This is a genomic window from Pseudomonas sp. Irchel 3A5, assembly GCF_900187575.1.
In the GTDB taxonomy this organism is placed as follows: Bacteria; Pseudomonadota; Gammaproteobacteria; order Pseudomonadales; family Pseudomonadaceae; genus Aquipseudomonas; species Aquipseudomonas folii.
In genome coordinates this window covers 139,707-151,916 of record NZ_FYDU01000015.1, presented here as the reverse complement: position 1 = coordinate 151,916, position 12,210 = coordinate 139,707, and the positions used below count along the sequence as shown (strand labels likewise).

General features: G+C 59.0%; 15 protein-coding genes. 6 read left to right on the top strand and 9 right to left on the bottom strand.

Going from position 1 to position 12,210, the window contains the following annotated elements:
- Window positions 1-57: 57 nt before the first annotated feature.
- Together CKW31_RS23190 and CKW31_RS23185 are read left to right on the top strand one after the other, a co-directional pair.
- Window positions 58-942, top strand: coding sequence for a sugar nucleotide-binding protein (locus tag CKW31_RS23190; protein ID WP_095100549.1), 885 nt, complete (start codon window positions 58-60; stop codon window positions 940-942).
- Window positions 935-1,864, top strand: coding sequence for an NAD-dependent epimerase/dehydratase family protein (locus CKW31_RS23185; protein WP_095100547.1), 930 nt, complete (start codon window positions 935-937; stop codon window positions 1,862-1,864). Before CKW31_RS23190 ends, CKW31_RS23185 begins: the two co-directional genes overlap by 8 nt.
- 243 nt (window positions 1,865-2,107) lie before the next feature.
- Here the strand turns inward: CKW31_RS23185 and CKW31_RS23180 are convergent, their stop codons facing one another.
- The 6 genes from CKW31_RS23180 to CKW31_RS29665 all read right to left on the bottom strand — a co-directional run bounded on the left by CKW31_RS23180 (window position 2,108) and on the right by CKW31_RS29665 (window position 6,589).
- On the bottom strand, window positions 2,108-2,794 hold the full coding sequence (locus CKW31_RS23180) for an OmpW family protein (RefSeq protein ID WP_095100545.1): 687 nt from the start codon (window positions 2,792-2,794) through the stop codon (window positions 2,108-2,110).
- 228 nt (window positions 2,795-3,022) lie between these two features.
- Window positions 3,023-3,544, bottom strand: a complete 522-nt coding sequence (locus CKW31_RS23175) for a DUF3299 domain-containing protein (protein ID WP_095100543.1) — start codon at window positions 3,542-3,544, stop codon at window positions 3,023-3,025.
- Between the two features lie 11 nt (window positions 3,545-3,555).
- Window positions 3,556-4,821, bottom strand: a complete 1,266-nt coding sequence (locus CKW31_RS23170) for an ABC transporter permease (protein WP_095100541.1) — start codon at window positions 4,819-4,821, stop codon at window positions 3,556-3,558.
- A gap of 1 nt (window position 4,822) precedes the next feature.
- Window positions 4,823-5,533: an ABC transporter ATP-binding protein gene (locus tag CKW31_RS23165; protein WP_095100539.1), complete on the bottom strand. Its 711-nt coding sequence runs from the start codon at window positions 5,531-5,533 to the stop codon at window positions 4,823-4,825.
- 72 nt (window positions 5,534-5,605) lie between these two features.
- A complete protein-coding gene (locus CKW31_RS23160; protein WP_095100537.1) occupies window positions 5,606-6,193 on the bottom strand; it encodes a DUF2796 domain-containing protein in 588 nt (195 codons plus the stop codon).
- A 201-nt stretch (window positions 6,194-6,394) separates the two neighbouring features.
- On the bottom strand, window positions 6,395-6,589 hold the full coding sequence (locus CKW31_RS29665; protein ID WP_141230178.1) for a hypothetical protein: 195 nt from the start codon (window positions 6,587-6,589) through the stop codon (window positions 6,395-6,397).
- Between the two features lie 515 nt (window positions 6,590-7,104).
- Between CKW31_RS29665 and CKW31_RS23150 the strand changes: the two genes are divergently transcribed.
- The gene (locus tag CKW31_RS23150) at window positions 7,105-7,461 is read left to right on the top strand and encodes a hypothetical protein (RefSeq protein WP_095100533.1); all 357 of its coding nucleotides are present in this window, start codon (window positions 7,105-7,107) and stop codon (window positions 7,459-7,461) included.
- Window positions 7,462-7,471: 10 nt separating this feature from the next.
- Here the strand turns inward: CKW31_RS23150 and trxA are convergent, their stop codons facing one another.
- The 3 genes from trxA to CKW31_RS23135 form a co-directional block, all read right to left on the bottom strand.
- Window positions 7,472-8,344: a thioredoxin gene (trxA, locus tag CKW31_RS23145; RefSeq protein WP_095100532.1), complete on the bottom strand. Its 873-nt coding sequence runs from the start codon at window positions 8,342-8,344 to the stop codon at window positions 7,472-7,474.
- Window positions 8,345-8,488: 144 nt separating this feature from the next.
- Entirely contained in the window at window positions 8,489-9,205 is a 717-nt protein-coding gene (locus tag CKW31_RS23140) for a methyltransferase (protein ID WP_095100530.1), read from the bottom strand.
- Window positions 9,202-9,654: a hypothetical protein gene (locus CKW31_RS23135; RefSeq protein WP_095100593.1), complete on the bottom strand. Its 453-nt coding sequence runs from the start codon at window positions 9,652-9,654 to the stop codon at window positions 9,202-9,204. Before CKW31_RS23135 ends, CKW31_RS23140 begins: the two co-directional genes overlap by 4 nt.
- A gap of 217 nt (window positions 9,655-9,871) precedes the next feature.
- Between CKW31_RS23135 and nrdR the strand changes: the two genes are divergently transcribed.
- Genes nrdR through CKW31_RS23115 form a run of 3 tightly spaced genes read left to right on the top strand, consistent with a single transcriptional unit; the run spans window position 9,872 to window position 12,197 of the window.
- The gene (gene nrdR / locus CKW31_RS23125; RefSeq protein WP_027901698.1) at window positions 9,872-10,336 is read left to right on the top strand and encodes a transcriptional regulator NrdR; all 465 of its coding nucleotides are present in this window, start codon (window positions 9,872-9,874) and stop codon (window positions 10,334-10,336) included.
- A 41-nt stretch (window positions 10,337-10,377) separates the two neighbouring features.
- Entirely contained in the window at window positions 10,378-11,478 is a 1,101-nt protein-coding gene (gene ribD, locus CKW31_RS23120; RefSeq protein ID WP_176469963.1) for a bifunctional diaminohydroxyphosphoribosylaminopyrimidine deaminase/5-amino-6-(5-phosphoribosylamino)uracil reductase RibD, read from the top strand.
- A gap of 47 nt (window positions 11,479-11,525) precedes the next feature.
- Complete coding sequence (locus CKW31_RS23115; protein ID WP_095100526.1) at window positions 11,526-12,197, top strand: riboflavin synthase; 672 nt, start codon at window positions 11,526-11,528, stop codon at window positions 12,195-12,197.
- Window positions 12,198-12,210: the final 13 nt, after the last annotated feature.

Here is a 12,210-nt window from a genome sequence, read left to right as displayed (position 1 = left end):
TGCAGGCGTTTTACACATAATATTTCAACTGAATTTGATACCGAGCCTGCTGACTCTATGCGAATGCGCCTTATGCTGTTGGGCGGCGGGAATGCCCTCGGGCAGGCGCTGATTCGTCTGGGTGCAGAGGAAGACATTGGCTTCCTGGCACCGCGTCCACCGCAAGACGGCTGGGATGCAGCGAGTCTGACGCAACTGCTTGATGACACCCGTCCGGATGCCTTGATCAATCTTGCCTACTATTTCGACTGGTTTCAGGCGGAATCCGTAAGCGACGCGCGTCTGTCCAGTCAGGAACGCTCTGTTGAGCGCCTTGCCGAGCTGTGCCAGCACCACAACATTGTTCTGCTGCAGCCTTCCAGCTATCGGGTCTTCGATGGTTCGCGGGCGACTGCCTACAGTGAAAAAGACGAGCCGGTGCCCTTGGGCGCACGTGGCCAGGCTTTGTTGCGCATTGAGCAAAGTGTGCGTGCTACTTGCCCGCAACACCTGCTGCTGCGTTTCGGCTGGCTGCTCGATGACAGCGCCGAGGGTGTGTTGGGGCGGTTTCTGAAACGTGCCGAATCGACAGAAGAGCTGTTGATGGCTGACGACCGACGTGGCAATCCGACGCCGGTAGACGATGCTGCACGGGTCATGATCGCTGTCCTCAAACAGCTCGATTGTGAAGCGCCGCTCTGGGGCACTTACCACTACGCCGGTCATGAGGCGACTACGCCGCTGGCGCTTGGGCAGGCGATTCTTACAGAAGCCCGTTTGTTGCATTCGCTGGCGATAGAGTCACCGACTGCGCAGGCTCATGCTGCACGTCCCGACGCGGCAGACGAGCCGCAACATGGCGTGCTGGCCTGCAAGAAAATTCTCCATACCTTCGGCGTCAAACCTCGCGCATGGCGTGCCGGGTTGCCGAGCCTTCTGGATCGTTATTACCGTCATGTCTGATCTTCCCGTCCTGATTACCGGCGGTGCCGGTTTCATTGGCTCGCATCTGGCCGATGCACTGCTGGCCCAAGGGCATGCGGTGCGTATCCTTGATGACCTTTCCACTGGCAAGCGCAGCAACCTGCCGCTGGATAACCCGCGTATCGAGCTGATCGAAGGTGACGTTGCCGATGCCGATCTGGTGACGCGCGCTGCACTGGGCTGCAAAGCTGTTGCGCATCTGGCGGCTGTTGCCTCGGTTCAGGCTTCGGTGGATGACCCGGTGCGTACGCACCAGAGCAATTTCATCGGCACGTTGAACGTGTGTGAGGCCATGCGTGAAGCAGGCATCAAACGTGTAGTCTTTGCCTCCAGTGCTGCGGTGTACGGCAACAACGGCGAAGGCGAAGCCATCAGCGAAGACACACCTAAAGCGCCGTTGACGCCTTATGCCTCAGACAAGCTGTCCAGCGAGCACTACCTCGATTTCTACGGCCGCCAGCATGGTCTGGAGCCGGTAGTCTTTCGTTTCTTCAATATCTTTGGTCCGCGCCAGGATCCATCGTCGCCTTATTCCGGTGTGATCAGTATCTTTGCCGAGCGCGCAGTAAAAGGCCTGCCCATCGCTGTGTTTGGTGATGGCGAGCAAACACGGGATTTCTTCTACGTGGGCGACGTGGTCAAGTTGCTGACTCAAGCACTGGATCTGCCGCAGGTCGAGTCGGGTGCGGTCAACGTCGGTCTGAACAAGACCACTTCGTTGAACCAGTTGCTGGCAGCGTTGGCAGACGTGGTGGGCAAACAGCCGCAAGTTACCTATCAAACGGCTCGCTCCGGTGACATCCGCCACTCACGAGCGAATAACCAGCGCCTGCTGGAGCGGTTTACTCTGGGTGAGCCAACGCCGCTAAAAGTCGGTTTGGCGAAATTGCTCGGTCGTTGATAGCTGATCGAGACTCACAAAAAAAGCACCGCGAAGGTGCTTTTTTTGTGGGCGCAGGCTGTGACTCAATGTAGGCGGGGTCCCAAATATTGGCGCTATGTCGTGGGACCGGCTTTAGCCGGGAAGAGGCCCGAACATTCAATACATTTTCCTTGCCAGGAATATAGCCTTCCCGGCTAAAGCCGGTCCCACGTCAGTGCGGCACACATGGAATTCCCTGCAGTTCAAATCGCATTCATGCCTTCAAAACTTATAACCCACACCCACCATGTAAACCCATGGGTCAATGTCCACGCTCACTTTGGTCTTGCCGACGCTCAGCGCTGACGGGCCGTCGACAGTCGCTTCGGTGTCGATGTCCACATACCAGACTGAGGCGTTAACCAGAATGTTGTCGGTCAGCATGTAGTCCATACCGACTTGTGCAGCCAGGCCGACGGAGTCTTTCATCTTCAGGTTGCTGAAGCCCTGGCTCTTGCGATTGCCGGTCAGGTCGGTGTCGAAGAACGTGGTGTAGTTGATGCCTACACCCGCGTAGGGCTGAAACTTCGACGAGGCTTCCATCGGGTAGTACTGCAGCGACAGAGTCGGCGGCAGTTGTTTAACGTCCGCCAGTTTGCCATCCAGGCCAGGGCCCAGCCCTTTGACCGAAACGGTGTGGCTGAAAGGTGTTGCCGCCAGCAATTCAAGACCCACGTGCGGTGTGATCATGTAGCCGAACGTCAGACCAAGCTGATTTTCGCCATCAACCGTCGCCTTGGTGCCGGAGACTTTGGTGCCGTCGAGCTTCACCTCGCCGCTGTCTTCATTCGGCTCAACGTGCGCGACACCGGCGCGAACGATGAAGTCACCGGCCTCATAAGCCTGAGCGGCGAAAGGGGCGCTGAGCGCCAGCGCAAAGAGGGACGCGCTGAGCAGGGTCTTGTTCATGAGGGCTCCAAAAAGGCGATTCAAGTTGTCTGTCGCCAATGGTACGGAGCCTCTGAATCATGGCTTTGACACAGCTCAATGAAATCGCAATGAAGCCCCCCTGAAACGATCTTTTTTTTGCGCCAAACCGGTAGGAGCGAACTTGTTCGCAAAAGGGCCGGAACATCCGCTGCATCTGCTTCGTCAGGAGTCCTGCTTTCCCGGATGAATTCGGCCCCGCGGGTGGGCCTACGTATCGGGCAACTCATAAACCAGGATCTTGTCGGCCTCCATGCTGTAGCCCGCGTCGGCCAACTCACTGGTCGAGGCTTTGACCTGCATTGGCCCTTCAATCCAGTACGGCTGATAAAGCTCTTCAACCTTCACGCCCAGCCCGCTGGTGACATGCACGATCTGATTCGAAGGCGGTGGCGGCACGTGGATGCACGCGCCGAAATACGGCACCAGCAGGAACTCCGTGACGCGGCCTTCTTCGCTGACTTCCAGTGGCACGATATAACCCGGCAAGCGCACATTCTGGCCGTCCAATGCCTTGACCACTGGCGCGTGGGGCGATTGTTGATGGGCGGCGGGTGCCGACTCCACGGACAACGCGTCGGACAGCTTCGACATGTCATGAATGGGTGCCGTGATCGGCGCGATCTTTGGCGCATCCGGGGGGATCATTTCTTCCCAGGTCAGCACCTTCGGTTCGGCCGCCCACAACGGTGAGCTGACCGATAACAGCAAAAGCAACAAAAGGCGTCGCATGTTCAACGTTCTCACAAACGAATCGACAAACCGTCGGCCAACGACTGCCGATAGGCACGCCACGCAGGCACAACACCCATCAACAACGCGGCAGCCAGAATGCCACCGAGCAGCGTCCATTCATATTCACTGGGCAGCGAAAGCGGCAGGAACAGCCCGTAATTGCTTTGTACATAGCCTTGGGCAGCAGCGATGCCGACGTACAGCAGGACCATGCCGCTGGCTACGCCCGCGAGTGCAAGGGCAAAGGCCTCCATGATCAGCAGCGTTGCGATGTGCCAGGGACGGGCGCCCACTGAACGCAGAATTGCCATCTCTCTGCGTCGCTCGTTGAGGCTGGTGAGGATGGCCGTGAGCATGCCGATCAACCCCGTCAGGACTACGAACAGCGAAATCACAAACAAGGCTTTTTCGGCCGTGCCCATCAGGCTCCACAGTTCCTGAAGGGCCACGCCGGGCAGGATCGCCAGCAACGGCTCGCCCCGGAATTCATTGATCTGACGTTGCATTGAGAAGGTGGCGATCTTGCTGTTCAAACCTAACATGAACGCCGTAATCGCCTTGGGCGTCAGGTCCATGTTGCGCGCTTGATCGGCAGATATACGTCCGTTGCCGTGGGCAGGCACGCCGTTTTGCCAGTCGATATGAATCGCTTCCATGCCGCCGAGGCTGATGTGCAACGTACGATCCACCGGCGTGCCGGTACGCTTGAGAATACCGACTACGGTAAACGGTTTATCGTCGTGCTTGACCAGACTGACCGCCGCGACGCCATGGGCCAGCACCAGCTTGTCACCGAGCTTGTACTTCAAGGCATCGGCCACTTCTGCGCCGAGTACCACTTCAAATGGGTCCGTCGCAAAGGCCCGACCTTGGGCGAGCTCCAGATGTTGCTGGCGCCCAAACTGGTAATGCTCGAAGTAGTTTTCGTTGGTGCCCATCACCCGATAGCCGCGATGGGAGTCGCCCAGGGAAATCGGGATCGCCCATTTCACCTGCTTGCTCTGTGCGATCTCCTCAAAGCTGTCCCAGCGAATATTGTTGGTGGCGTTACCGATACGGAACACCGAATACAGCAGCAGATTGATCGAGCCGGAGCGCGCACCGACGATCAAGTCCGTCCCGCTGATGGTGCTGGCGAAACTGGCGCGGGCTTCGGTGCGCACGCGCTCCACGGCCAGCAACAGGCACACCGACAAGGCAATGGCGAAGGCGGTAAGGAAGGCAGTGAAACGACGATTAGCCAGACTGGCCATGGCTAGGCGAAACAAATACATCTCAAACCTCTGCGGCGACGGCGGCGCGATTGAGTTCGGACAGCGACAGGCTGCGGTCGAATAGCGGTGCCAGGCTCTGGTCATGGCTGACGAACAACAGGCTGCTGCCTGCTTCGCGGCACTCGGCGAACAACAATTTGATGAAGGCTTCCCGTGCGTCGGTGTCGAGTGCCGAAGTCGGTTCGTCAGCGATCACCAGCTCTGGCTGGCCGATCAAGGCGCGGGCGGCTGCCACTCGCTGCTGTTGACCTATGGACAACGAGTCGGCGCGGCGTGCAAGCATTTGCGGGTCGTTCAAACCCAGATGAGCCAATAGCGTGATGGCGGCACTTTCCACGCTGCCGTGGCGCTGTTTCGCACGTTCGGCGCGGACCTTGGAGAAGTGGCATGGCAGTTCGACGTTCTCCCGTACCGAAAGAAACGGCAGCAGGTTGAACTGCTGGAAGATGTAGCCGGTGTGATTGACCCGAAACCGGTCACGCTCACCGGATGAGAGTTCATTCAGTTCCTGGCCCAGCAAGCGAATGCTGCCACGATTGGGTTTCTGCACGCCGCCCAGCAAGCCCAGTAGCGTCGTCTTGCCGCTACCGCTGGGGCCTTTGAGAAACAGCGTTTCGCCCGGCTCCAGCCGAAATGCCGGGATATCCAGCAATTGCGCGTGGCCTGGCCAGGTGAAGCCAAGGTTGGACAGTTCGATCAGTGCTTGAGTCATGGCCAGTGTGAATCCGCCAGAATGGAAATCAAACGACCGGGCAAGCCCGGTCGGTTTTCAACAATAGCTGAATCAGAATTTCAGGCTTGGATTGCTCGGGCGAACTTCGGCACCCGACTGGCCTTTTGGCGAGATCAACTGGACCTGAAGTTTTTCGGTGCCCGGGAACGACTTGAAGATGGTCGACAGGTCGAGGGTCTTCAGTACGGCCGGAACCTTACAGGTGAATTTGTAAGTGCCATGGATTTCGCTGTGTTCGTGCTCATCGTGGGCGTCTTTGGCGTCATGATCGTGGCCTGCGTCAGCGTCAGGCTTGTCACCGAACAATGGGCTTTCCAGCTTCTGGGAAACCACGTTGCACTCGGCGGCTTCCGGAATGCTGAACAGCGCGTGAGGCTTGAGCAGCACATCTTTGGCCGCGGCGACTTTGGCTTTGTCTTCAGCGCTGGTGGCCAGATGCTCGAAACCGACGAGGTTCATGGCCGGGCTGTCCAGTTCGAACTCCAGCGTGCCGCCGACCAGCGCAACGTCCAGCCGACCCACACCGTGCTCATGTGCGCCGAGGCTACCGTGCTCGTGGTCGTGATCATGCTCGGGGGCTGCATTAACCATCGCGAGGGGAAGCAGGGCCAAGGGCAAAGCGAGCAGCAGACGGCGCATAAAACAGACTCCGGACATGACTGGATAAAGATCGTTATGTGATCTTATAACAATTATTGTCGGGAGCGTGAGCCGGAATTTGGATTGAGTAGCGAGCACTTCCCAGGTAGGAGCCAACTTGTTGGTGAGACGATAGTTCTCATTACGAAGGTCCTATGCCTCGCCAACAAGTTGGCTCCTACCGGGGATTCATTCCAGTTATTAAGCGCGCTGAGCCCAAGGCCGCGCCCGGCGCAGGTCCTGGGCCAATGTATAAATGATTGTTCGCCCGGCATGAGTGGTCCAGCGCAGGGTTTCTATAAGACGATGTTCATCGGGCGTGAGGTAGGCGAAGCCTTGGGTTTTGGCTTCGTGGAGGCAGTCGAGTGGCTGATGAGATTTTCTTTTTGGTTTCATTTGAAGCTCCTTACGATTTCCTGGAGTTGCCTTCAAACGCTGCGATTCGAATGGGCGGCAACTGTGCGCAGGTTCGCAGACCGAGTCGTAAGGGTCCCGGCACATCCGAAGATGTCCCGCGCACAGCGGCCATGTAACTTACAGGCTAGCTGCTAGTGGAAACTTACGACAATCAGGCTGCGAAACCCGTTCGCTGCTGTTGCAACGACCAGCGCACATTACCGGTGCGGTGCGAGGACAGGGAGGTAACGATAGCGATCTGAGATGTAGGAAAAGTCTGCGGATCGCCGCCGACCTTGTGGGAGCGGTGCTTGCCCGCGATAGGGACAACTCAGTTCACCTGATACACCGCATCGCCTGAATCGCGGGCAAGCACCGCTCCCACAGGTTCTGCGCTATTCCGTGGAACCGACTTCAGCCGGGAGAGGGCCAGTACAGTCACCGAAAATGCCCAGCAGGACAATCGCGGTATCCCTATGCGAGCATGTCCCCCTGCAAAAAAAGAGGAAGCACCCATGTTGCGTATTCGTGGAACCGTTGGCGATTGGCCGGTGGATTTGACGCTGGAGCTGGATGAGGGCGACTGGGCGCAGCTCGGCGCTCAACTCAAAGCCGCCAAACCTGAAGCCACCGCCGCAGCCGTGGTCAGCAATCCGGCAAGCCAGGACGACAAGATTTGGCAGATTGCCTTGGACCTGTTGCGCAAGGCCGGGCAGATCAATGGCCCAGAGTTACTGGATCAACTGGAAGGTCTGACTGGCAGTACGGCGGCAGGCAAGCGCCTGTTAGTGCGCTTGCGCCACAGTTCGCAAGTCAAGGTCGAGAGCGGGCAGGACGCGCCGCTCTACAGCTGGGTCAATACAGACGCCTGATGACAGGGGCTTAGTACAGCGCAGCAAACAACTTGCGACGATACGCGGTGACCAGCGGATGGTCGTTGCCCAACAGGTCGAAGACTTGCAGCAGGGTTTTGTGTGGCAGGCCGTCGGCGTAGTTGCGGTTGCGGATGAACAGCTTCAACAAGCCCTCCAGCGCCGCTTCGTATTGCTGGCGGGCCAGTTGCTGAATCGCCAGTTGATGCACGGCTTCGTCATCCTGCGGGTTTTGCGCCAGGCGAGCCTTGAGGTCTGCCGCATCCGGGAATGCCTTGGCTTCAGCCAGAAAGGTCAGCTGCGCACGAGCACCGGCCAAATCAGCTTTGTGATCGTCGGTTTTCACCGCGTCCAGGACTTGTCGTGCTTCGCCCAGCTCACCGCGCTCCGCCAGGCAGCGTGCGTAAAGAATCAGCGCTGCCGCATTGGTATTGTCTTCGGTCAGGATTTGCTGCAGCGCTGCTTCGGCTTCGGCGAAGTGGCTTTCAGCGAACATTTCCTGAGCCAGTTTCAGCGGATCAGCGGCGACCGGCGCAGGCATGACCACGTGCTGTTCGAGAATCTTGCGGATCTCTGATTCAGGCTGTGCGCCGGTGAAGCCGTCGATGGGCTGGCCGTCCTTGAACAGCACAACTGTCGGCAGGCTACGGATGCCGAAGCGGGCGACGATGTCTTGCTCGGCGTCGCAATCGACCTTCACCAGCAGCAACTCGCCCTGATAGCTCTCGGTGATCTGCGCCAGCAGCGGCATCAGCACTTTGCAGGGCGCACACCATTCGGCCCAGAAGTCCACCAGCACGGGCTGGTCGAAAGACTTGTCGATGACCAGCTGCTGAAAGGTCGCCGCCGTAGCGTCGAAGATGTAGGTAGTGTCCTGGTTCATTGCGAATCTCGGGGGGGGATCTGAATGGGGTCAACTATAAAGGGCGCTCGGGTTTGCGCAAAGCGGCGTTGCAGGCGAAGCACTTCCTTGTGGGAGCGGTGATCATGTGGGAGCGGTGCTTGCCCGCGATAGGAGCGACGCGATCTAAAGTGAACCGCGTCCAGCCTTATCGCGGGCAAGCACCGCTCCCACAGGGGATTGCATTTCAACTCGCTCAGCGTGGTAGAGGCTCACTTTGCGAAACTCATGGGGCTCAGCCAGATCCGGCAAGGTGTGCGCCTCGAATATCCCCAGGCGCTCGTACAGCGGGTGCTGAAAATCCCGCACTCTCGAATCAGCCACCAACGCCTGCTGCCCGCGACTGAGAAACTGGTCCAGCAGCGGCAAGTTGGCCCGGTCGTAGAGCACGTCCGCGACGATAATCAAATCGAAACGATCCGCTTCGGCAAAGAAGTCAGCCGAGTAGCTCAATTGCACGCCGTTCAGTTCAGCATTCGCGCGGCAGGCTTCTAGGGCCAGCGGATCAAGATCACAGGCGACCACTTCAAGTGCACCCGCTTTAACCGCCGCAATCCCCGCCACACCTGAACCTGCGCCAAAATCCAGTACTCGCTTACCGGCGACCCACTGCGGTTGCTCTGCCAGAAACCGCGCCAGCGCCAGGCCGCTGGCCCAGCAGAAACTCCAGTACTGCGGCTCTTCAAGAATGCGTCGGGTTTCTTCGGGGCTGAAGGCACGATCCATGTTCTCGGCGTCGATCAGCCACAGCCGCAAGTCGGTGTCCGGCAGGGCGGTGGCGACCAGTTGCGCATCGCCAAGCAATTCGCTGAGTGCCTGTTGCAGGTGTTGCGGTGCAATCATGGCGCAGTTTCGAACTGCAAAGGCCCCAGCGCTTGTGTGACGGGTTGTTCAATACGCATCGACGGCAGATGCAGGATCAATTGCCCGGACTTGCTGGCACGGCCGCGCAGTTCGACGCGCTGACCCACCGGAAAGGCTTCCGGGTTGAAACGCAGCTGGAATGGCAGCGACTGATTGTTGCCTTGCAGTTTGGTGCTGGTCAGCAGTTTCTGCGGACGACCGCGCTCGTCGATCACTAACAGCGCCAATTCAACCTCGGCACCAGCGGGTACGCCCAGCAACTGCCCGCTCAGCTCTCGCTGGAAGGGCTGCAATGGGCCGGGGCCGGCCGGTACTTTTACGACGGGCACCGTGGCAGGTTTGGCCGGAACAGTTTCTGGTGTTTCATTGCTGCTGCAGGCGGCAAGCAAGCCAATCAGGCTGAGCAACATCAGCGATCGTAGCGTCATGAACAGCTCCAACAAAAATTCAATACGAAGGACAGCACTAAACCGCTCAATGACGGTAACGCTAAATTACCCGCAAACGCCGATAAATAGCCCAATAGCGAGCAGTATCGCTGAACACCGCGCCAGATGCGCGCCTATATAGCGCAAAGTCCAAGACTTGTCTTGCCAGCGGGATGCGCTACCATGGCGGCCCTTCCTATTTTTGTTGCCTGCCACCATGCACTGTCCCTTTTGCGGTGCCAATGACACCAAAGTCATCGATTCCCGCCTGGTTGCCGAAGGCGATCAAGTTCGTCGTCGTCGCGAATGTCTGGCGTGCGGTGAGCGTTTCACGACGTTCGAAACAGCCGAACTGGTTCTCCCGCGCCTGATCAAGCAGGACGGCAGCCGTCAGCCTTTCGATGAAGAGAAGCTGCGCGCCGGTATGCAGCGTGCTCTTGAGAAACGCCCGGTCAGTGTCGAACGTCTGGAAGCTGCGCTGGTGCACATCAAGCACAAGCTGCGTGCGACGGGCGAACGTGAGGTCAAGTCGTTGGTGGTGGGCAACCTGGTCATGGGCGAACTGCAAAAGCTCGACGAAGTGGCGTATATCCGCTTTGCTTCTGTTTACAGGCGTTTTCAGGACCTCAACGAATTCCGCGAAGAAATCGATCGCCTGGCTCGCGAGCCAGCTAAAGAGTGAGTGCTTCGTTGACTGAGCTAACCGTGCTGGACACCCATTACATGGCGCGTGCGCTGGAACTGGCGCGCCACGGGATTTACTCCACCCATCCCAACCCACGTGTCGGCTGCGTGATTGTGCACGACGGGCAGATTGTCGGCGAAGGCTGGCACGCCCGGGCTGGCGAACCTCACGCCGAAGTGCATGCATTGCGTCAGGCGGGCGACAAGGCCAAAGGCGCGACGGCTTATGTGACTCTGGAGCCTTGCAGCCACCATGGCCGCACGCCGCCGTGCGCTGATGCGCTGGTCAATGCTGGCGTGGCGCGAGTGGTCGCTGCCATGCAGGACCCCAATCCCGATGTTGCCGGACGTGGCTTGCTGCGTCTGATGAATGCCGGTATTTCGGTGCAGTGCGGGGTGCTGGAAGACGAAGCCCGGGCGCTGAATAAAGGCTTTCTCAAGCGCATGATCAAAGGCTTGCCGTATGTGACGGTCAAGCTCGCCATGAGCCTGGACGGTCGCACCGCCATGGCCAGCGGTGAAAGCCAGTGGATCACCGGCCCGGCTGCGCGTGGGGCGGTACAGCGGCTGCGTGCGCAATCAAGTGTCGTATTGACCGGCGCGGATACCGTGCTCGCCGACAAGGCTCGCCTGACTGTACGTCCTGATGAACTGGGCCTGAATGCCGAGCTCACAGGCTTGGCCATGACGCGCCCGCCGCTGCGGGTGTTGATCGATGGCCGTCTGCGGGTGCCGCTGGATGCGCCGTTCTTTCAGGCCGGACATGCGTTGGTTGTGACCTGCGCTGCCGCGTCAGCCCGCGAGCGTTATCACGACGAAGGCCACGACATGTTGGCTCTGGCTGGAAGCGGCGGTCATGTAGACCTGCGCAAGTTGCTGGTCGAGCTGGTGGCCCGTGGCGTCAACGACGTGCTGATCGAAGCGGGCCCACGCCTGGCCGGGGCGTTTACTCGCCTGGGGCTGGTGGATGAGTTTCAGATTTTTATCGCAGGCAAGTTCCTCGGCTCTTCAGCTCGCCCGTTGCTTGATCTGCCTTTGGCGCAGATGAGCGAGGCTTTTGAGCTGAAAATTACCGATATACGCGCCGTTGGTGATGACTGGAGAGTCATTGCCACCCCCAAGCTCGCACCCGGCGTATAATTTCGGCCTTTCGCTCAGCGCGCTGGGCTTGTTCTCCTGGAGGACCCATGTTTACTGGCATCATCGAATCCATCGGCAGCATCCGCGCCATCACCCCTAAAGGCGGCGATGTCCGCGTTTACGTCGAGACGGGCAAACTTGATCTGAGCGACGTCAAACTGGGCGACAGCATCGCGGTCAACGGCGTTTGCCTGACTGCTGTAGAGCTGCCCGGCGATGGCTTCTGGGCTGATGTCAGCCGCGAAACCCTCGACGTCACGGCGTTCATCGATCTCAAGACCGGCAGCCCGGTCAATCTGGAAAAGGCCCTGACCCCGACTACCCGTCTGGGCGGCCATCTGGTCAGCGGCCACGTCGATGGCGTTGGCGAGATCGTATCCCGCGAGGAAAACGCCCGTGCCATTCAGTTCAAGGTGCGCGCACCCCGCGAGCTGGCCAGGTACATATCGCACAAAGGTTCTATCACGGTTGATGGCACCAGCCTGACCGTGAACGCCGTTGACGGTGCGGAGTTCGAGCTGACCATCGTGCCGCATACCTTGGCCGAAACGATCATGGCCGACTACCGTCCGGGCCGTAAGGTCAATCTTGAGGTGGATTTGCTGGCGCGTTATCTGGAGCGTTTGCTGATGGGCGACAAGGCCGCCGACTCCTCGAAAGGGCAGGCTGGCACCATCACCGAAAGCTTTCTGGCCGCCAACGGCTACCTCAAATCCTGAATTGAAGGGGGTG